Raw genomic sequence first — 17,922 nt, forward strand, 5'->3', positions numbered from 1 at the left:
CCTTCCTCCGGCAGGCTGACGTCCCGGAGCTAAAGGAAGCAACCATGAAAAAGCTGAGTAACCTGACTGCACTCGCCGCGACCATCGTTCTGTTGGCGGGCTGTACCAACAATCCCTATACCGGCGATCGAGAGGCGGGTAAGGCAGGCATCTATGGGGGCATCGGTGCGATCAGCGGCGCGGTGATCGGCGCCGCCACGTCCAGTAAGAAAGACCGTGCCAAGGGCGCGCTGATCGGCGCCGCGGTGGGTGGCGCAGCCGGTGGCGGCTACGGATACTACGTCGATACCCAAGAAGCCAAGCTGCGCCAGACGCTGCAAGGCACTGGCGTTCAGGTCCAGCGCGACGGCGATAATCTGACGCTGATCATGCCGGGCAACATTACGTTTGCGAGCAGCTCGGCGGATATTTCCAGCGGTTTCTATCCAACGCTGAATTCGCTGGTTCAGGTGTTCAAGGAATTCAACAAGAACGGCATCGACATTGTCGGCCATACCGATAGCACCGGCTCGCAACAACTCAATCAGGACCTGTCGAATCGCCGCGCGCGTAGCGTTGCCGCCTATCTTGAAGGCAACGGCGTTGCCGCTTCGCGAATCTCGTCCTATGGCGCCGGCCCGAGCCAGCCGATCGCCAGCAACGGCACCGCTTCGGGGCGGGCGCAGAACCGCCGCGTAGAAATCAACCTGCGGCCGCTGTAAACCGCTCCAAACCAGGCGAGACCCGCAACGGGCTCGCCTGTGTCATTTAAGTGGCGTCATTGTTTTAGCTTATTTGCGTCTAGCATTGAACCTCTCGGTAATCCGTGACTCTGAAGCTCGTGACAGCGAGCCAGTAGTGGCACTGAGGAGGTCGAATGGATGATCGTACCGCTCTCCATTCTCGCAAGCCTTGGTTGCCGTTGGCGGTGACATTGGCCTTGATGGTGGGGCTCGGAGGATGGGTCGGCTGGCAATGGCATGTTCAGGAAATGCGGATCCGCGCCGAGCAGGCGCAGCGATTCAACCTGGCCGTCAATGATGTCGAAAACACGCTGCGTGAGCGTATGCGCGCCTATGAAATGGTTTTGCGCGGTCTCGCAGGTCTTTTCGTTGGCAGCGATAGCGTCTCGCTGAACGATTGGAACCGTGCATCGGACCAACTTCAACTTCAGGATTTCTATCCCGGCATCCAGGCCCTCGCGCTGGCGCGTTACGCGCGCGGCGACAATCTTCAATCCGTTCTCACCCGGATCCGCGGGAATGACCGTACCGATTTCCGTATGTACCCGCCTGGCAAGCGCGACGAATATCTGATCGCCGAATACATTCATCCGCTCGACTGGCGTAACCGCCGGGTGGTCGGCTTCGACATGTTCAGTGAGGAAACCCGCCGAGAAGCCATCATCGGCGCGCGTAATATTGGCATGCCAATGCTCACCGGGCCCTTGCGCCTCAAGCAGGAAACCGAGCAGAACGCGCAGGTCGGCATCCTGTTATTCCTGCCGCTGTATCGAACCGGCGCGCCGATCACGACGCTCGACGAGCGACAGAGCGCCTTCACCGGCACCCTGCATGGCGCGTTCCGGCTGACCGACCTGATGGAAGGTGTGCTGGGCTCTCGCAGCAAGTTGTTCCAGCTGCAACTGTTCGATGCTGCTGCGCCGGATGAGCCGTTGCTGGTGGGGCGTGCGCCGGTTAGCAGCGATGCAAGCTTTCATCGCACCCGCAATATCTATATGTACGGCCGCAGCTGGCAGCTGGAAATAGCCAGCACACCGGAATACGAGGCCATCCTGCGCAGCTCCGGGCGGACTTTCAGCCTGGCTGCGGCGATGACTGCGGCGGTGCTGTTTGCTCTGCTGATCGGCGGCTACCTGTACGTGCGCGAGCGTGCGCTGCGCAATAGCCAGATCCTCAGTGCCCGGCTTCAAGAGCGCGAAGCACGGTTTCGCCAACTGATCGAGCAGTTGCCAGTGGCGACCCTGCTATGCAATTCCCAAGGGCGAATAGAACTGGCGAACCAGAGCGCCGCGGTGCTGCTTGGCAGCAATGCTGATCTGCTGGCGGGAGAACGTCTGAGCCGCTACGTCCCCGGCGCGTTGGAAGAAACCTCGCGTGAGCAGCCTGAGGCCAATCATCAGGAAAGCCAGGCGCTGCGCGAGGACGGCACGCCGATACCGGTTTCGCTGAGCCTGACCAGTTTCAGCCGAGACGACGGTCTTCACTACCTGCTCAACCTGGTCGATCTGCAACAGCGCAAGCGCGATGAAGAGCGTTTCCGTAACGTGGTCGAGGCGTCGCCGAATGCATTTTTACTGTTCGATTACGACGGGCGGATCGTCATGGTCAACCGCCAGACCGAACTGCTGTTCGGTTATGGCCGGCAGGAGCTGCTGGGCCAGCTGGTCGAGCTGCTGATACCCGAATCGATGCGCAAGACTTACCTGGAAGTGCGCCATCGCTTTATGCACGAGCCCGAACTGCGTCGCCTGGGCGATAACCGCGAGCTATTCGGCCGCCATCGGGATGGACGGCTGTTGCCCGTTGAAGTCGGCTTGTCGCCGCTACGCAGTGGTGAAGAGCAACTGGTGCAGGCGGTCGTGATCGATATCAGTCATCGCAAAGCGGCCGAACGGCGTTTGCGCGACCAGGCCAACGAGCTGGTCATCGCCAATCGCTACAAGTCAGAATTCCTCGCAAACATGTCCCATGAGCTGCGTACGCCGCTCAATAGCATCCTGATCCTGAGCGATCAGCTCAGGCAGAACGCTGGTGGCAACCTTACCGAGAAGCAGGTCCGGCATGCCGACATCATCCATCGCGCCGGGCACGATCTGCTGCAGTTGATCAACGACGTGCTCGATCTGGCCAAGATCGAGGCTGGCCACATGCAGATCAAGCCGGAACCGCTGGACCTGGCCGAGCTGTTGGTGGAGCTGACTGCCGGGCTCGGCCCCATGGCCGAGCAGAAGGGGCTGGCGCTGAACACGCGGATCGACCCGGATGTGCCGGTATCTGTCATCGGCGACCGTGCGCGCCTGCAGCAGATTCTGCGCAACCTGGTAACCAACGCCCTGAAGTTCACCGAGCAAGGCTCCGTGGAAATCTATGTCGCATGCAAGCCGGCCGAGAATCCAACCGACGAAGATGTGCTGCAGATTTTTGTCAGCGATACCGGTATCGGTATCGCTGAAGACCAGCACGAGCGCATCTTCCAAGCGTTCCAGCAGATCGACGGCTCGATCAGTCGGCAGTACGGCGGCACGGGACTTGGTCTCGCGATTGCGCGGCAACTGGCCGAGGTCCTCGGCGGCGGCATCCGTCTCACAAGCGCGCCGGGCCAGGGCTCTTGTTTTACCGTCGAGTTGCCGCTGAGGCCGGCGGCGACCACGGAGATCAGGACGTTGCGGCCATCTCAGCGTCGTGGCCAGGGGCGCGGTCTATTGATCGTCGAAGACGATGCCGATTTCGCCTCGGTGGTAGCGGAAGTCGGGCAATCCCATGGTTTTTCCAGTGTGATCTGCGGAACCGGCCAGGAGGGGCTTGATGCCCTCGAGCGAGACCGTTTCGCTGCGGTAATCCTGGATATTCTGCTGCCGGATATCAGCGGCTGGCAGGTGCATCGGATGTTGCGAGCCGATTCGCGGCATCAGGGCACCCCGGTATATATCATTTCTTGTGTGCCACAGCCGCATGGCTGGTCGGATGACAGTTCGCGCTATCTGCTCAAGCCAGTGGCGCAGTCGGAGTTGGAGCGCCTGTTCATCGAACTGGTGCGTCACGAAGCCAATCCGACATGGTTGCTGCTGGTCGAGACCGATTCAGAGCGGCGCCGGCAACTGCGCGAGCATTTCGAAAGCCTCGGATATCGAGTCACCGATTGCCAGCGTAGCGAGGATGCGCGACTAGCCTACGCGGAGCATCCGTTTACCGTGCTGATCATCGATTTCGACCTTCCCGATGAGGATGGCCTGGACCTTCTCGAGGCGCTCGATCGTCTGCGCTCGCTGAAAGATGTACGCGTTGTATTGAACAGTCGTGAATCGCTCTCGGAGAAGAATCTGGGGCGGCTTCGGCGCTATTCGTCGGTTGCGTTGTCAAAAACAGAGGGATTGGAGCATATGGATGATGCATTGAAACCCGCCGCAGTCGAGTCAGCGGCCCTGGACATAAACGAGATGGGGCACCCCTTGCTGGGGCAGCGTGTGCTGCTGGTGGATCCCGATGTGCGGGCGATCTACGCCATCAGCGCCATGCTCGACGAGCAGGGGTTGCAGGTGGTTCCGGCCACGACCAGTACCGAGGCGCTCGAACGGTTCGATGACGATGCCTTTGATCTGGCATTGGTGGACATGGCGTTGCCGAATAATGACGGCGTTGCACTGATCCGCCAGCTTAGAAACGACTATGGTTGTCAGGTACCGATCGTGGCCTTGGCAGCTGGCGCCGATCCGGCCGTTCGCGAGCAGGGCATCGCGGCCGGTGCCGATGATTTTCTGTTCAAGCCGATCGATGGCGCCAAGTTGGCCGAGTTGCTGCGCCGCTGTCTAGGGCGCGCTGATGACCTTCGCGAGAGTCCATAGAGGAGAAAGCGTGTGACGCATCGTTTATGCCGGGCTGGTGTCATTGCTGACGCCGCCGAAGTCGGAATCAACCGCGTGTTGAGCAGGGGCGCCGGGTAATGCCGCGGGTGCAAGCCAAAGCACAGCCACGTACCCGCACGCTGCTGGTGGTCGATGATCGTGAGGCGAATCTGGTCGCGATGGAAGCCTTGCTGGGCGACGGCGACTGGCAGGTTCATACCGTGAACTCCGGTGAAGCAGCCCTGCAGGCGCTGCTTGATCTAGACGTCGAACTGGTGCTGCTGGATGTACAGATGCCGGGCATGGATGGCTTCGAAGTTGCGCGACTGATGCGTGGCAGCCCACATACCCGCTACACCCCGATCATCTTCGTCTCGGCCATCGCACATACCCGCGATTCGGTGCTGCGTGGTTACGCCACGGGTGCGGTGGATTTCATTCTGAAACCCTTCGACCCACAGGTGCTCAAGCACAAGATCAATACGCTGTTGAGCCACGAGCACAATCGTCGCGATCTGCAACTGCTCACCCAGCAGCTCGACAGCGCTCGGGCGTTCAATGCATCGGTATTGAGCAATGCCGCCGAAGGCATCCTTGTGGTGGGCGAAGACGGCTACATCAATTTCGCCAACCCGGCGATCGCGCAGATGCTGCATACCAGCGTCGATGCCCTGCAGGGCACTGCGCTGGTCGATCATCTGGCCTCTCCGCAGATGCCCGACGCCTGGCGCGACACCGATTTCTACAAGCATTGGCGCAGCGGCGATACCTATCGCCTGCACGAGGCGCAGCTGAATACCACCCGTGGCACCACGCTGCCGGTGGCCCTGTCGTCGTCACCGTTGCCGCGCCAGCAGCGCTCGATGGTCGTCATCGCGCTGGACATGTCAGTGGTGCGCAACCTCCATGTTCAGTTGGAAACCCAGGCGGTCACCGATTCGCTGACCGGTCTGTTGAATCGTCGAGGCTTCCATCAAGCGCTGGACTCGGCATTGGCGAGGGTCGACCGGAATGGCAAGCGCATGGCCATCCTCTATATCGATCTTGACGGTTTCAAGCGGATCAACGATTCGCTGGGGCACGACGCCGGCGACGAGATTCTCTGCCGCGTAGCGCGGGTGCTGGAAACCTGCATGCGCCCCTACGACATCATTGCGCGCATGGGCGGCGACGAGTTCACTGCGCTGCTGGATTCTCTCGATCATCCGGAAGATGCCGCCAAGGTAGCCGAGAAGCTCATCGAACTGATTTCGGTTCGGCATACCATCGACGGAACCGAGGTCACCCTTGGCGCCAGCATCGGCATCGCGCATTTCCCCGACTGTGGGCAGAGCGTGGAAGAGCTGCTGCGCTCGGCGGATATGGCCATGTACGAAGCCAAGCGCGCCGGACGGCAGCAATACCGCTTCTTCTCCAAGGAAATGAACGGCCGTGCCCATGCGCGGCTGATGATGGAAGAAAACCTGCGCAGCACCATCGAGCGCAATGGCTTCGCTCTGGCGTATCAGCCGCAGGTAATTCTCGAGACGGGCGAGCTACGCGGCTTCGAGGCTTTGCTGCGTTGGGATTTTGCCGGCCGCGGCATGGTCGAGCCGAACGTCTTTATCCCATTACTGGAAGAAACCCGGCTGATCGACCGTGTCGGCGAATGGGCGCTGCGCGAGGGCCTGGCGCAATGTCGCGATTGGCGTGAGCGATTTGGCGACAAGCTGATCCTGAGTTTCAACGTCAGCCCGGTGCAGTTCAGTCGGGCCGGATTGCTCGATGAATTGCGCGGCCTACTCGACGAATATCAGCTCGACCCCCGCCAGTTGGAACTGGAGGTCACCGAGGGTGCGCTGATGCAGGACCTCGAACAGAGCTGCGACAAGCTCCGGCAATTGCGCGAACTGGGTGTGCGGGTAGCCGTGGACGATTTCGGCACCGGTTATTCGTCACTGGCCTACCTACGACATTTCGACCTGGATACGCTGAAGATCGACCGGCTGTTCATCGCCAATATGCTCGACTCGCCGCGCGATGCGGCGGTGGTCAGCACCATCATCGATCTGGGGCGGAACCTGGAGCTCGAAGTCATTGCGGAAGGCGTCGAAACGCTCGCTCAGCGCGATTGGCTGATTGCTCATGGTTGCCAGGTGATGCAAGGCTTCCTGGTGGCACCAGGACTGACGGTCGACGACGCTCTCGCATTTCCCCGCAAAGTCGATTGGCTGCAGCTGAATTACCAAACGGCCGGATGATACCGGCCCGTACGGCCAGCGAAAGCTACCGACTCGGCGGGAATTGGCGATGCAGCGCCTCGAGCTTGGCGTCCTTGTCGCTCCAGAGTTCGTTGACCCACTCCTGGAAGCTCAATCGATAGCGCTCGTCCTGATCGTAACTGCGATGCAGAAATTCGGCGGGAATCGGCAGCGAATCGATGCGCATCACCACCTGGCCGATTCGGCCGCAGAGCAAATCCCAGAAGCTCGGGTTGCCGTCCGGGTAGTGAATGGTGACGTTGATTAGCGAGGTCAGCTGCTCGCCCATGGCGTCGATCACGAACGCGATACCGCCGGCTCTGGGTTTGAGCAGGTAGCGATAGGGCGAGGCTTGCTCGTCGTGCTTATCCTGAGTGAAGCGCGTGCCTTCGAGAAAGTTGAATACCGAAACAGGGTTGGTCCGGTAGCGCTCGCAGGCCTTGCGGGTCGTGGCCAGATCTTCGCCACGCTTTTCCGGATACTTGGTCAGGTATTCCTTGGTGAAGCGCTTCATGAAGGGAAACTCCAACGCCCACCAGCACAGGCCGATCACCGGCACCCAGATCAACTCCTGCTTGAGAAAGAACTTCAGGATCGGCATACGCCGGCTCAGCTGATACTGCAGCATCAGGATGTCGGCCCAGCTCTGATGGTTGCTGGTGACCAGGTAGGAGTGCCGCATGTCGACCTTTTCCAGGCCCTGCACGTCCCATTGTGTGTGTCGCACCTGATCCATCCAGAAGCCGTTCACGGCCATCCAGGATTCGGCGATCCAATGCATGCCGAAGCGCAGCGCACGCTGGACGCGCGGGATCGGCAGCGCCAGCTTGAGCAGCGAAAGGGCGAAAAGCGGCCAGCACCAGAACAGCGTGTTCAACGCCAGGGTCAGGCCGGCAAGGAGTCCCCGGAGCGGGGCGGGAAGGAAGCTCAACATCGATTGGCCCGTATACGCATCAGTTCAGGCGGCAAGGGTAACGATTGCGCGTGGAACTGCAAGAAGCGGGTGGCAGGCGACAGTCTGCGGGCTGCAAGGAAATACGTAAAAAGCTTAAAAGTCCGTGTCAGCGTTTCGGGACTGCCGCGCACACTTGAAGCCTGAAGCCTGAAGCCCCACCAGCTCCAGGCCCCAGGCTTTGGTCAGCTCAACCTTTCTGGTTGTCCGCCTGTAGCGCGGTGAGCGCGATGGTGAAGACGATGTCATCCACCAGCGCACCGCGGGACAGGTCGTTTACCGGCTTGCGCAGGCCTTGCAGCATCGGCCCGACGCTGATCACGTTGGCGCTGCGCTGAACCGCTTTGTAGGTTGTGTTTCCGGTGTTCAGGTCGGGGAAGATAAACACAGTGGCTTGACCTGCAACCAGGCTGTTCGGCGCTTTTTGTTTACCGACGCTGGCGACCGATGCGGCGTCATATTGCAGCGGGCCGTCGATGGGCAAGCTGGGTGCGCGCTCCTGAGCGATGCGTGTGGCTTCGGCGACCTTTTCCACCTCGGCGCCGCTCCCGGAGGTCCCGGTGGAGTAGCTGATCATCGCCACGCGCGGGTTGACGCCAAGCGCTACGGCGGACTCGGCACTCTGCAGCGCGATTTCGGCCAGTTCGGTGGCGCTCGGGTTGGGATTGACCGCGCAGTCGCCATAGACCAATACCTGGTCCGGCAACAGCATGAAGAACACCGAGGACACCAGGCTGTAGCCCGGCGCGGTCTTGATCAGCTGCAGCGCAGGGCGGATGGTATTGGCGGTGGTATGCACCGCGCCGGAAACCAGGCCGTCCACTTCATCCAGCGCCAGCATCATGGTGCCGAGCACCACGGTGTCCTTGAGCTGTTCACGCGCATCGTCCGGGGTCAGGCCCTTCGCCTTGCGCATTTCGCACATGGGTTCGACGTAGTGGTTGATGATCAGCTCGGGGTCAAGAATTTCTAGGTTGGCCGGCAGGTTGATGCCCTGCTCACGGGCAACTGCCTGAACGTCTTCCGGCTTGGCCAGCAGTACGCAGCGGGCAATACCGCGCTCCTGACAAATGGCGGCAGCGCGAATGGTGCGCGGCTCGTTGCCTTCAGGCAAAACGATGCGCTTGTTCGCTTGCTGGGCGCGCTTGACCAATTGATAGCGGAACGCTGGCGGCGACAGCCGCAGCTCGCTGCGGGGTACGCTGAGGCGCGTATGGAGCAGTTCGGATTGCAGATGCTTGGCGATGAAGTCGGTCACCTGGCGGGCGCGCTCGATGTCGTCTACCGGCGTTTCCTTGTTCAGGCCGAACAGGCTGGTCGCGGTATCGTAAGAGCCGGTCTGCACGGTCATCACCGGCAGGCCGCCATCGAGCGCCGCCTTACACAATTCAAGGATGCGTGGGTCCGGGGCGAAGTCGCTGCACAGCAGCAGACCGGCGAGCTCGACGCCATTGAGCGAGGCCAGGCTCGCCGCAAGAATGATGTCGTCGCGGTCGCCGGGGGTGACGACCAGCACGCCCGGTTGCAGCAGTTGCACGGTGTTGGGGACGGCGCGGGCGCAAAGCACGATATTGCTGACGCGGCGCTGCTCGGCCCCGCCAGCGTGAAGCACGTTGGCATCTAGCAGCTGGGCAATGTCGCGAGTACGCAGGGCATTGAGCTCCTCGGCGAAGGGAATCGTGCCGAGCAATTGGAAATCCTGGGTGCCGAGCAGCGGAAGCTGTTCCTTCATGCGTTCAATGAAGGCCGCTACGCCATCGTCGCTCTTGACCTTGTTGAGAATCACGCCAAGCACCTTCGGGTCCTTGGCACCCCCGAACAGCTGCGCCTGGATCTCGATACGTTCGGCCATACGCTTGAGGGTGTCGCCGCCCTGTGCGGAAATCAGGATGACTTCCGCGTCGAGGCTCTTGGCCAGATGGGTATTGATTTGCGAGGTGTGGTTGAATTCCCGCGTCGGCACCATGCCTTCGACAATCACTACATCGTTGCCCGCCGCGACTTTCTGATAGCGGCTAACGACGTCTTCGAGCAGAAGGTCGAGTTCGCCGTCGGCCAGTTGGCGCTCCACCTGCTCCAGCGGCAGCGGTTCGGGCGAAGAAATGCCCAGCGTGTTTTCCACCAGCACGCAGGAGCGCCCGCGGCCTTGGTCGAGCGGGAACGGCTGGGCGATTGGCTTGAAGAAGCCGACCTTCAACCCCGCACGCTCAAGCGAGCGGATCAGACCGAGGCTTATGGAGTTGAGGCCGCCACCGAAACCGCAGGGGGCGAGAAAGAGCGTATGCATGGAGATCTCCTGTCGAGCAAGCGATGGCGATGCTGAGCACAAAACCCGACGCCTGAATGAGTCGCTGGGCTTGTGCAGGTGCGGGCGTGGTCAGGCGTCGAGCAGCGCGAGCGTGTCCAGGGCGATTTGACGCTCTTCGTTGGTGGGGACCACCAGCACGCGCGGGCTGCCCGCGGCCTGGATCTCGCCACCGACGCCGCGGGTGCAATGGGCGTTGGCGTCTTCGTCGAGCTTGAAGTTGAAGAGCTTGAGGTGTTCCAGGGTACGGCTGCGTACGGCAACCGAGTTTTCGCCGATGCCGCCAGTAAAGATCAGGCCGTCGAGCTTCGGCAGGGCGCAAGCCATGCTCGCCAGGGATTTGGCCAGGCGGTAGCAGAACACTTCAAAGGCCAGGTTGGCGCCCGGATGCCCGGCAACGCGAGCTTCGTAAAGGGTACGCATGTCGTTGGACAAGCCCGACAATCCCTTCAGGCCGCTGTCATGGTTGAGCACGCGATCGATCTGCTCGAGGCTCCAACCCAGAGTGCGGTTCAGGTAGCTGTGCAGATTGGGATCGACGTCGCCGCTGCGTGTACCCATGACCAGACCTTCCAGCGGCGTCAGGCCCATGCTGGTGTCGCGGCTTTCGCCATTGACGATGGCGCAGGTGGAGCAACCATTGCCCAGATGCGCCGTCAGCCAGCAGCTGTCTTTCACCGGAAGGTTGGTCATTTCAGCGGCGCGCTTGCTGACGTAGTTGTGGCTGGTGCCGTGGAAGCCGTAGCGGCGGACGCTGTGTTCCTTATAGAGAAATTCCGGCACGGCGTAGCGGAACGCGTGCTCGGGCATGGTCTGGTGAAAAGCGGTGTCGAATACACTCACCTGCGGCAGACCGGGAAAGAGGGCGATGGCCGCATCGATGCCAACCAGGTTGGCTGGATTGTGCAAGGGTGCTAGTTGGGCACTGTCGCGGATGGCCTGGAGCACCGCTTCGTCGATCAGGCTCGAACCGGTGAAATGCTCGCCGCCATGGACTACACGATGACCGATACCGTCGAGCTTGCCGCCGGCAGCCTCCTGCGCGAGCGGCAACAGTTGCTCCAGCGCGGCGCGATGATCTGCACCGGGAATGTCCAGGCTCTGCTTGGTGTCTCCCAACTGCCAGTGAAGCACTGCTTCAGGGCTGCCGAGACGCTCGGCCAGGCCCTGCAGGGGAAAGGTCGCTTGCGTTTCGTTGACCAGCGCGAACTTGATCGACGAGCTGCCGCAGTTAATCACCAGGATGTTTCGAGCCGACATCGGTGCTCCTTGGATGCGAATAATTGTTGGAATACGTCACCTAGATTTCAGCGAGGATTCTTTCATAGCTCCCAATGGACTGATGTTCTCCAAAGGTTGTATGCGATACCGCCCGAGGCAGCGCCTACAAAGGGATTGTCAGTACGGCGGATGGTCCCGTTTATCTGGGCTCGGTTCGCAATCGACGCAGCTCGCGGTTAAACTTTGGCATCACATTCCCCAGCAAAGGTTTTGCCTCATGCAGATTGCCGCTAATAAGGCTGTGTCAATCGACTACACACTCACCAACGACGCCGGTGAGGTGATCGACAGCTCGGCCGGCGGCACGCCGCTGGTCTACCTGCACGGTGCGGGTAACATCATCGCGGGTCTGGAAAAGGCTCTCGAAGGCAAGCAGGGCGGTGACGAAGTGAAGGTCGCCATCGAGCCGCAGGATGCTTATGGCGAGTACAGCCCGGAGCTGGTCGCAACCCTCAACCGCGCGATGTTCGAAGGCGTCGACGAGCTGGAAGTCGGTATGCAGTTTCATGCCTCCGGTCCGGACGGCGGGATGCAGATCGTCACCATTCGCGATGTCGAGGGCGACGATGTAATTGTCGACGGTAATCATCCCCTGGCCGGACAGCGTTTGAATTTCGACGTCAAGATCGTCGATGTGCGCGACGCCAGCGAAGAAGAAGTCGCCCATGGTCACGTGCATGGCGAAGGTGGTCATCAGCACTGACTCTCTTGCTGCAAGGCGAGTGAGCGGCGATAAAGCTCGATCGAAGTGATTGGGCGATGGAAGTGCTTCGGTATCACCGGGGCACTTTTTTTAGGTTCTTCGCAGAACCATGGAGAAGAGAGAATGAGCGCGTTCCACGAGTTGATTCTGCCCGGCCTTGCTGGCCAGGAGTTGCCCCTTGCGCCGCTGAAAACTCAGCTGACGTTGGTGGTCAATGTGGCTTCCGAGTGTGGGCTAACCCCACAATATGCGGGGCTGCAGGCGTTGCATCAGCGCTATCAGGATCGTGGTTTCGGCGTGCTTGGCATTCCCTGCAATCAGTTTGCAGCGCAGGAACCCGGCAGCGATGCGGAGATTCTGCAGTTCTGCAACGAAAACTACGGCATCAGCTTTCCGCTGAGCAGCAAGCTCGAAGTCAACGGCCCGCAACGTCATCCGCTGTACCGTCTGCTGGCCGGCGAAGGGGCGGACTTCCCCGGCGATATCAGCTGGAACTTCGAGAAGTTTCTCGTCGACCAGGACGGCCGCGTGCTGGCGCGTTTCTCTCCACGAACCGCTCCCGACGATCCGGCCTTGATTCAGGCGATCGAAAACGCACTCGCCTGACGATCCCCCTATGCAGCGGCGCCCGCCGCTGCATTTGCCGCAAGCCTCGCTGACATTTTCGAAACGCTATCGCCGTACCCGTGGCGGTGAAATAAGCGCCATAGATGATGCTGTTCGCACGAGACGACCGGTCATATGCTCGGTCCATGAACAGCCAAACCCGAATCGACAAACGCGAACTGATCCTGTCCAAAGGCGCGCAGGTGATGACCCGTCGTGGCTATCACGGCACCGGTGTGCTGGAAATCGTTCAAGCGGCTGGAATTCCCAAGGGGTCTTTCTACCACTACTTCGCCAGCAAGGAAGATTTCGCTCTGCAGGCGCTGGAATACCTTTATCAGCCTCGGCTGGAGCGCTACCAGGCCGCGCTGGCTCACTCGTCGTTGAGCCCGCGTGAGCGAGTCCTCGCTTATTACGCTGAACTGGTTGCTCATTTTGCTCGTCAGGAAAGCCCGGAATATCACTGCTTCATCGGTAGCCTGAGTTTCGAGATGGCCGAGCTGTCGCAGCCGATCGGACAACAGGTCGAGACCATTCTGCGGCGCTCCGTAGAGCTGCTGGCGGGCTGCATCGAGCAGGCCCGCAAAGCCGGCGAAATCGATACGAATACGGATTGCGAGGCGTTGGCTGAGTTTATCGGCAATGCCTGGGAAGGTGCGCTGCTGCGCATGAAGGTAGGACGCAAAGTCGCGCCGTTGAATATTTTTCTGATCCAGTTGGAGCGTCTACTGACGCTTCGGTGATTTTTTTTGTGCGAGCGGTGAGACGACCGGTCGCTTTTGTTCTTGATCAAGGAGACAACGATGACCGCAGCCGTGAATGCCCTGTTTCAGCCGTTCCAGCTTGGCAGCCTGCAATTGCCGACGCGCGTGGTGATGGCGCCAATGACTCGTTCCTTCTCGCCAAACGGCGTGCCGACCGCAGAGGTGGTCGAGTACTACCGTCGCCGCGCCGCATCGGGTGTAGGGTTGATCATCACCGAGGGCACCACGGTGGGCCATCGGGCTTCCAACGGCTATCCACAAGTGCCGCGCTTCTACGGCAAAGACGCCTTGGCCGGCTGGAAGGCGGTCGTCGAGGCGGTACACGCGGCAGGCGGCAAGATCGTTCCGCAGCTCTGGCATGTCGGCAATGTGCGTCAAAAGGGCACCGAGCCGGAGCTTGAAGTGCCCGGTTACGGTCCGATGGAGAAGCTCAAGGACGGTCGGGTCGTCGTGCATGGCATGACCAAGCAGGACATCCAGGACGTCATCGCGGCCTTCGCTCAGGCTGCGGCTGATGCCAAAGACACCGGCATGGATGGAGTTGAAATTCACGGCGCTCACGGTTACTTGATCGACCAGTTCTTCTGGGAGCGCAGCAATCAGCGCACCGATGAATACGGCGGCAGTCTGGCCAATCGCTCGCGTTTCGCCATCGAGTTGATCGAGGCCGTTCGCGCAGCAGTGGGTGCGGATTTCCCCATCATCTTCCGCTTCTCGCAATGGAAGCAGCAGGACTACACCGCGCGTTTGGTGACTACGCCGGAAGCGCTTGGCGAGTTTCTTGCGCCGCTGTCGGCGGCTGGCGTGGATATCTTCCATTGTTCGACGCGTCGGTTCTGGGAGCCCGAATTCGAAGGGTCCGAGCTCAATCTGGCGGGTTGGACCCGTCAGTTGACCAGCAAGCCAACCATCACCGTGGGCAGCGTGGGCCTCGACGGCGAGTTTCTGCAGTTTATGGTCGAGACAGACAAGGTCGCCCAGCCGGCCAATATTGAAGGCCTGCTGGAACGCTTGAACAAGCAGGAGTTCGATCTGGTTGCGGTGGGTCGCGCACTGATTTGCGACCCGGACTGGGCGTTGAAGGTGCGCGAGGGACGTATGCAGGACATCCTACCGTTCAGTCGGGAAGCGCTGAATACCTTGGCTTGAGTCGGTTAAGCACCTGCGCGGGTTGTTGCACGATCATTTGCAACCAGTGAGCTTGATGGTTTCACCCATCCTACAGATACGCATCTGTAGGACGGATCGGTAGGTGAAACCTATCAGCTATCGCTGACGAATGTGGCACTCCGTATACGGTGCTGACCTACGCGTTACTCCGAGGCGCCGGGATAGCCTGACTGCTTAAGCAGCGTCGCCAGATGTACGGCGTTGCGTGCAAGCATCGCGTTGGTCTTGGAAACCTTTTCGCTAGGGGCGTCTAGGTCTTTGTAATCCGTCGAGCCCATCGCCTCACCGACCCAGTAAGTGCAGCCGTTGGCAGGAATGGTGAAGCCCACGTCATTTAGCCCTTGATATAGATCGGCTATTACATGGTGAGCACCATCCTCGTTGCCAACGACCGCAACACAGGCCACTCGGCCGTAGGAAACCATCCGCTGTTGGTCGTCCACCTCGCCGAGGAAGGCATCGAGGCGCTCCAATACACGCTGACAAACGCTTGCTGGATGCCCGAGCCAGATCGGTGTGCCAAGCAACAAAATGTCGGCGGCCAGAATTTTTTCACGAATCATCGGCCAATCGTCGCCAGGACCTTCGTCAGACGTCACGCCCGGTTTGATGTTGAAATCCACGGCCCGCAGTTGTTCGCAGGTCACTCCGAGCTTTTCGAGTTCGCGTTCGGCCTGGCTCAGCAACAGGCTGCAGGACGATTCGTTTGGGGATGCCTTGAGTGTGCAGTTGATGGCCAGGGCGGAAAGCGCCATTGCAGATCTCCCGAATTGAAGTGTTTAAATCTAGACACTTGCTCGGATTGCAGTTCACTTGCTGGCGACAGGCGTTCGTTGTCCCTTGCCTCCCTCGCGTACCCAGAACAGCGTCGCGCCCGCGACGGCGGCCGGCATGATCAGCAGATTCAGCACCGGTACCAGCAGTGCGGCATAGGTCACCGCGCCAAAGCTCAGGCTTTTCCAGCGTCTTTGGCGCAGCCAGGCCATCATTTCCATCCAGCTCATCTTGTTGTTATCCGCCGGGTAGTCGATGTACTGCACCGCCATCATCCAGACGCCGAACAGCAGCCACAGCGGTGCGGCAACGAGATTGAGCACGGGGATGAATGAAAGAATCAGTAATGCAAGCGCACGGGGTGCGAAATAAGCCAGCTTACGTGCTTCGCGGGCGATGGTGCGCGGCAGCATGGCCAGCAGTTCGGCCCAACTGAAGGGTGGCGAGCTGTCTTCGCCACGCGCCACCGTTTCGACTTTCTCGGCGAGGAAGCCATTGAACGGGGCGGCAATAATGTTGGCCAGCATGGTGAATGTGAAAAACACCATCAGCACGACCATGACCACGAACAGCGGCCAGAGAATGTACTCCAGAAACATCAGCCACTCGGGCAGGCTCGGCATGAAAGCGTCGACCCAGCTGCCGAACTGTCGTATCGCCAGATAAATGAGGCCACTGAACAACAATAGATTCACTGACAGCGGCAGAATGACGAACAGCCGCAGTCCTGGACTCAGGATCAGCTTCAGGCCTTCACGCAGGTATTGCGGGCCGGAAAGGGCGGCGATGGGCATGGGGCAATACTCCTGAAGAAATCGGTCCGGACCTTACCGGCTTTGCACCGGCCGGAAAAGCCTGATAGCGACCGACTATGCAGCCGATCAGATTTAGCCAATGGCCGGCGTTGCGCCTGGCCGTCAGACTTTGCCTCGAAACGCCTCTTTGGTTTTCAGGGCCGTCCGCTTTCAAGCCTTCCCAAGTGCCTGGCCGGCCCTTTTTTAATCCGCCTCGAACCCGCCCGCTTTGCGCGTGAGCGGCAGCTGATCGAAGCGCACACCTGGTAATCCGGTGTCCATCAGTGCGCGAATGTTGCGGTGGTCGTTTCCAGTGGGCGTGGCCAATACCGACTGGTAATGCTCGCCGAAAGCCAGCAATGCTTCCTCTGTAGTGAAGCCCTCCAGAACCGCTATTGCGAGTGTCTTGCACGAACCTTCGTTCTCTCCGGCGGCGTTTTCCACGCTGCCATTGAGAAAGCGGCTTGGCTGGTAATCATAGGCGCTGGCAATGAAGGCCAGCGTCTCGCTGAAGGAATGATTGCGGTTGCGCAGGCTGGCGCGAAAATCGCGAAGGCTGGTCATGGTTTCTGGCCTTTTTCGAAGGCGGCTTGCTGCTCGGCGGTCGCTTCTTTCTGGTAGCGCTTCTTCCACTCGGCGTACGGCATGCCATAAACCTCTTCGCGCGCCTGGTCGATGCTGACCTCAATGTCCAGATCGTCAGCGGCCGCCTTGTACCATTTCGACAGGCAGTTACGGCAAAAGCCCGCCAAGTTCATCAGGTCGATGTTCTGCGCGTCCGGGCGGCTGCGCAGGTGCTGTACCAGGCGGCGAAAGGCGGCGGCTTCGAGTTCGGTGCGTTCTTGGTCATTCATGTCATAGGTCTCGGCGTTGCATGTGGGCAGGATCATAACCTCGGGTGAATGCCGGGGCCAGTTGCCGACGGGGAACTTAGCGCGCCGATTCGCCTCCGCTTTAGTGAGGATGGCTGAGCCGGCTATCCACCGCAGAGGAGTCTGAGGCGTGATCGGAAAAAGACACTGGGTGATTGCCGAAGGCTATTTGCCGGCGCTAGGGCCGAAGCCTGAAGAGCCCGCGCTGCGCAGTCATGAAACAGCCTGCATCCTTAATACCGGCCCGCTGGAAGCGGTGATCGAGCTGACGCTGTATTTCGCCGATCGCGAGCCCGTCGGCCCGTTCGAAATACGGGTGCCTGCGAGACGAACCCTGCACCTTCGCTTCGATGATCTGAAAGCGCCCGAGGCGGTGCCGCGCGAGACCGATTACGCCAGCGTGTTCGTCTCCAGCGTGCCCGTGGTCATTCAGCACACGCGGCTGGACGCTCGCAGCGGTGACCGCGCGCTGATGACCACCATGGCCTACGGCAGCGATTGACTGACGCCGCCTGTCAATCGCGATGCGCGGCGAGCGTGATCGATACCGACTCGGCGAAGCGCAGAGCATGCGGCTTGTCCACCTCTACCTCGGCGTAACGCACTTGCGGGTGCTGCATGATCAGGTCGAGGATTTCCTGAGTGAGCCGCTCGAGGAGGGCGAAGCGGTTGTCCTCGACGTGCTGAATGATCGCCTTGGTGATGGTTCGGTAATTCAGCGCATGCTCGATGTCGTTGTCACGCACCGCATTGGCCGCTGGATAGAGCATCGTCAGATTGATCAACACATCCTGCTTGTTGAGGATTTCCTCTTCCTTGATGCCGATGAAGGTGCGTAGTCGCAGGTCTTTGACGCGGATGCGCGCCATTGCGGGTTCCAGTCGGGGCATGGGATTC

At 60.3% G+C, this 17,922-nt stretch carries 16 protein-coding genes; 8 read left to right on the forward strand and 8 right to left on the reverse strand.

All coding sequences use genetic code 11. From position 1 onward, the window contains the following. Positions 1-44: 44 nt before the first annotated feature. From AC2LD7_RS07275 to AC2LD7_RS07285, 3 genes are all read left to right on the forward strand, one after another. Positions 45-701: a YiaD family glycine zipper/OmpA-like lipoprotein gene (locus tag AC2LD7_RS07275; protein ID WP_484597084.1), complete on the forward strand. Its 657-nt coding sequence runs from the start codon at positions 45-47 to the stop codon at positions 699-701. Between the two features lie 155 nt (positions 702-856). Beyond that, entirely contained in the window at positions 857-4,564 is a 3,708-nt protein-coding gene (locus AC2LD7_RS07280) for a CHASE domain-containing protein (protein WP_484597085.1), read from the forward strand. Positions 4,565-4,662: 98 nt separating this feature from the next. Continuing rightward, positions 4,663-6,804, forward strand: a complete 2,142-nt coding sequence (locus tag AC2LD7_RS07285; protein WP_484597086.1) for a putative bifunctional diguanylate cyclase/phosphodiesterase — start codon at positions 4,663-4,665, stop codon at positions 6,802-6,804. Positions 6,805-6,829: 25 nt separating this feature from the next. On the opposite strand, the gene AC2LD7_RS07290 is transcribed toward AC2LD7_RS07285, so the two are convergent. The 3 genes from AC2LD7_RS07290 to AC2LD7_RS07300 all read right to left on the reverse strand — a co-directional run bounded on the left by AC2LD7_RS07290 (position 6,830) and on the right by AC2LD7_RS07300 (position 11,321). Further along, positions 6,830-7,738 (reverse strand): acyltransferase, encoded by a 909-nt coding sequence (locus AC2LD7_RS07290; RefSeq protein ID WP_484597087.1) that lies wholly within the window; start codon positions 7,736-7,738, stop codon positions 6,830-6,832. Positions 7,739-7,946: 208 nt separating this feature from the next. After that, positions 7,947-10,043 (reverse strand): phosphate acetyltransferase, encoded by a 2,097-nt coding sequence (pta, locus tag AC2LD7_RS07295; RefSeq protein ID WP_484597088.1) that lies wholly within the window; start codon positions 10,041-10,043, stop codon positions 7,947-7,949. A gap of 90 nt (positions 10,044-10,133) precedes the next feature. Beyond that, positions 10,134-11,321, reverse strand: a complete 1,188-nt coding sequence (locus AC2LD7_RS07300; protein ID WP_484597089.1) for an acetate kinase — start codon at positions 11,319-11,321, stop codon at positions 10,134-10,136. Between the two features lie 238 nt (positions 11,322-11,559). Between AC2LD7_RS07300 and AC2LD7_RS07305 the strand changes: the two genes are divergently transcribed. The 4 genes from AC2LD7_RS07305 (at position 11,560) to AC2LD7_RS07320 (ending at position 14,564) form a co-directional block, all read left to right on the forward strand. Next, positions 11,560-12,045 carry an FKBP-type peptidyl-prolyl cis-trans isomerase gene (locus AC2LD7_RS07305; protein ID WP_484597090.1) on the forward strand — a complete coding sequence of 162 codons (486 nt, stop codon included), beginning with the start codon at positions 11,560-11,562 and terminating at the stop codon, positions 12,043-12,045. A gap of 123 nt (positions 12,046-12,168) precedes the next feature. Beyond that, positions 12,169-12,651: a glutathione peroxidase gene (locus AC2LD7_RS07310; RefSeq protein WP_484597091.1), complete on the forward strand. Its 483-nt coding sequence runs from the start codon at positions 12,169-12,171 to the stop codon at positions 12,649-12,651. Positions 12,652-12,797: 146 nt separating this feature from the next. After that, entirely contained in the window at positions 12,798-13,394 is a 597-nt protein-coding gene (locus tag AC2LD7_RS07315; protein ID WP_484597092.1) for a TetR/AcrR family transcriptional regulator, read from the forward strand. Between the two features lie 60 nt (positions 13,395-13,454). Further along, the gene (locus AC2LD7_RS07320) at positions 13,455-14,564 is read left to right on the forward strand and encodes an NADH:flavin oxidoreductase (RefSeq protein ID WP_484597093.1); all 1,110 of its coding nucleotides are present in this window, start codon (positions 13,455-13,457) and stop codon (positions 14,562-14,564) included. Positions 14,565-14,728: 164 nt separating this feature from the next. On the opposite strand, the gene AC2LD7_RS07325 is transcribed toward AC2LD7_RS07320, so the two are convergent. From AC2LD7_RS07325 to AC2LD7_RS07340, 4 genes are all read right to left on the reverse strand, one after another. Then, the gene (locus AC2LD7_RS07325; RefSeq protein WP_484597094.1) at positions 14,729-15,340 is read right to left on the reverse strand and encodes a flavodoxin family protein; all 612 of its coding nucleotides are present in this window, start codon (positions 15,338-15,340) and stop codon (positions 14,729-14,731) included. 54 nt (positions 15,341-15,394) lie between these two features. Continuing rightward, complete coding sequence (gene cysZ / locus AC2LD7_RS07330) at positions 15,395-16,153, reverse strand: sulfate transporter CysZ (RefSeq protein ID WP_484597095.1); 759 nt, start codon at positions 16,151-16,153, stop codon at positions 15,395-15,397. 204 nt (positions 16,154-16,357) lie between these two features. Further along, on the reverse strand, positions 16,358-16,717 hold the full coding sequence (locus AC2LD7_RS07335) for a HopJ type III effector protein (RefSeq protein WP_484597096.1): 360 nt from the start codon (positions 16,715-16,717) through the stop codon (positions 16,358-16,360). Further along, a complete protein-coding gene (locus AC2LD7_RS07340; RefSeq protein WP_484597097.1) occupies positions 16,714-17,007 on the reverse strand; it encodes a DUF1244 domain-containing protein in 294 nt (97 codons plus the stop codon). Before AC2LD7_RS07340 ends, AC2LD7_RS07335 begins: the two co-directional genes overlap by 4 nt. Positions 17,008-17,155: 148 nt before the next feature. On the opposite strand from AC2LD7_RS07340, the gene AC2LD7_RS07345 reads away from it, so the two are divergent. Further along, positions 17,156-17,527, forward strand: a complete 372-nt coding sequence (locus AC2LD7_RS07345; RefSeq protein ID WP_484597098.1) for a sensory rhodopsin transducer — start codon at positions 17,156-17,158, stop codon at positions 17,525-17,527. 13 nt (positions 17,528-17,540) lie between these two features. Here the strand turns inward: AC2LD7_RS07345 and folX are convergent, their stop codons facing one another. After that, complete coding sequence (folX, locus tag AC2LD7_RS07350) at positions 17,541-17,915, reverse strand: dihydroneopterin triphosphate 2'-epimerase (protein ID WP_484597099.1); 375 nt, start codon at positions 17,913-17,915, stop codon at positions 17,541-17,543. Between the last annotated feature and the right edge of the window lie 7 nt (positions 17,916-17,922).

It is taken from the genome of Stutzerimonas sp., assembly GCF_982611455.1.

Bases quoted from the DNA above. Each gene is read 5' to 3' on its own strand.
- AC2LD7_RS07315 (WP_484597092.1), top strand. From the start codon at position 12,798: ATGAACAGCCAAACCCGAATCGACAAACGCGAACTGATCCTGTCCAAA.
- AC2LD7_RS07275 (WP_484597084.1), top strand. From the start codon at position 45: ATGAAAAAGCTGAGTAACCTGACTGCACTCGCCGCGACCATCGTTCTG.
- AC2LD7_RS07280 (WP_484597085.1), top strand. From the start codon at position 857: ATGGATGATCGTACCGCTCTCCATTCTCGCAAGCCTTGGTTGCCGTTG.
- AC2LD7_RS07335 (WP_484597096.1), bottom strand. From the start codon at position 16,717: ATGACCAGCCTTCGCGATTTTCGCGCCAGCCTGCGCAACCGCAATCAT.
- folX (WP_484597099.1), bottom strand. From the start codon at position 17,915: ATGCCCCGACTGGAACCCGCAATGGCGCGCATCCGCGTCAAAGACCTG.
- AC2LD7_RS07300 (WP_484597089.1), bottom strand. From the start codon at position 11,321: ATGTCGGCTCGAAACATCCTGGTGATTAACTGCGGCAGCTCGTCGATC.
- AC2LD7_RS07340 (WP_484597097.1), bottom strand. From the start codon at position 17,007: ATGAATGACCAAGAACGCACCGAACTCGAAGCCGCCGCCTTTCGCCGC.
- AC2LD7_RS07310 (WP_484597091.1), top strand. From the start codon at position 12,169: ATGAGCGCGTTCCACGAGTTGATTCTGCCCGGCCTTGCTGGCCAGGAG.
- AC2LD7_RS07285 (WP_484597086.1), top strand. From the start codon at position 4,663: ATGCCGCGGGTGCAAGCCAAAGCACAGCCACGTACCCGCACGCTGCTG.
- cysZ (WP_484597095.1), bottom strand. From the start codon at position 16,153: ATGCCCATCGCCGCCCTTTCCGGCCCGCAATACCTGCGTGAAGGCCTG.
- AC2LD7_RS07320 (WP_484597093.1), top strand. From the start codon at position 13,455: ATGACCGCAGCCGTGAATGCCCTGTTTCAGCCGTTCCAGCTTGGCAGC.
- pta (WP_484597088.1), bottom strand. From the start codon at position 10,043: ATGCATACGCTCTTTCTCGCCCCCTGCGGTTTCGGTGGCGGCCTCAAC.
- AC2LD7_RS07290 (WP_484597087.1), bottom strand. From the start codon at position 7,738: ATGTTGAGCTTCCTTCCCGCCCCGCTCCGGGGACTCCTTGCCGGCCTG.
- AC2LD7_RS07305 (WP_484597090.1), top strand. From the start codon at position 11,560: ATGCAGATTGCCGCTAATAAGGCTGTGTCAATCGACTACACACTCACC.
- AC2LD7_RS07325 (WP_484597094.1), bottom strand. From the start codon at position 15,340: ATGGCGCTTTCCGCCCTGGCCATCAACTGCACACTCAAGGCATCCCCA.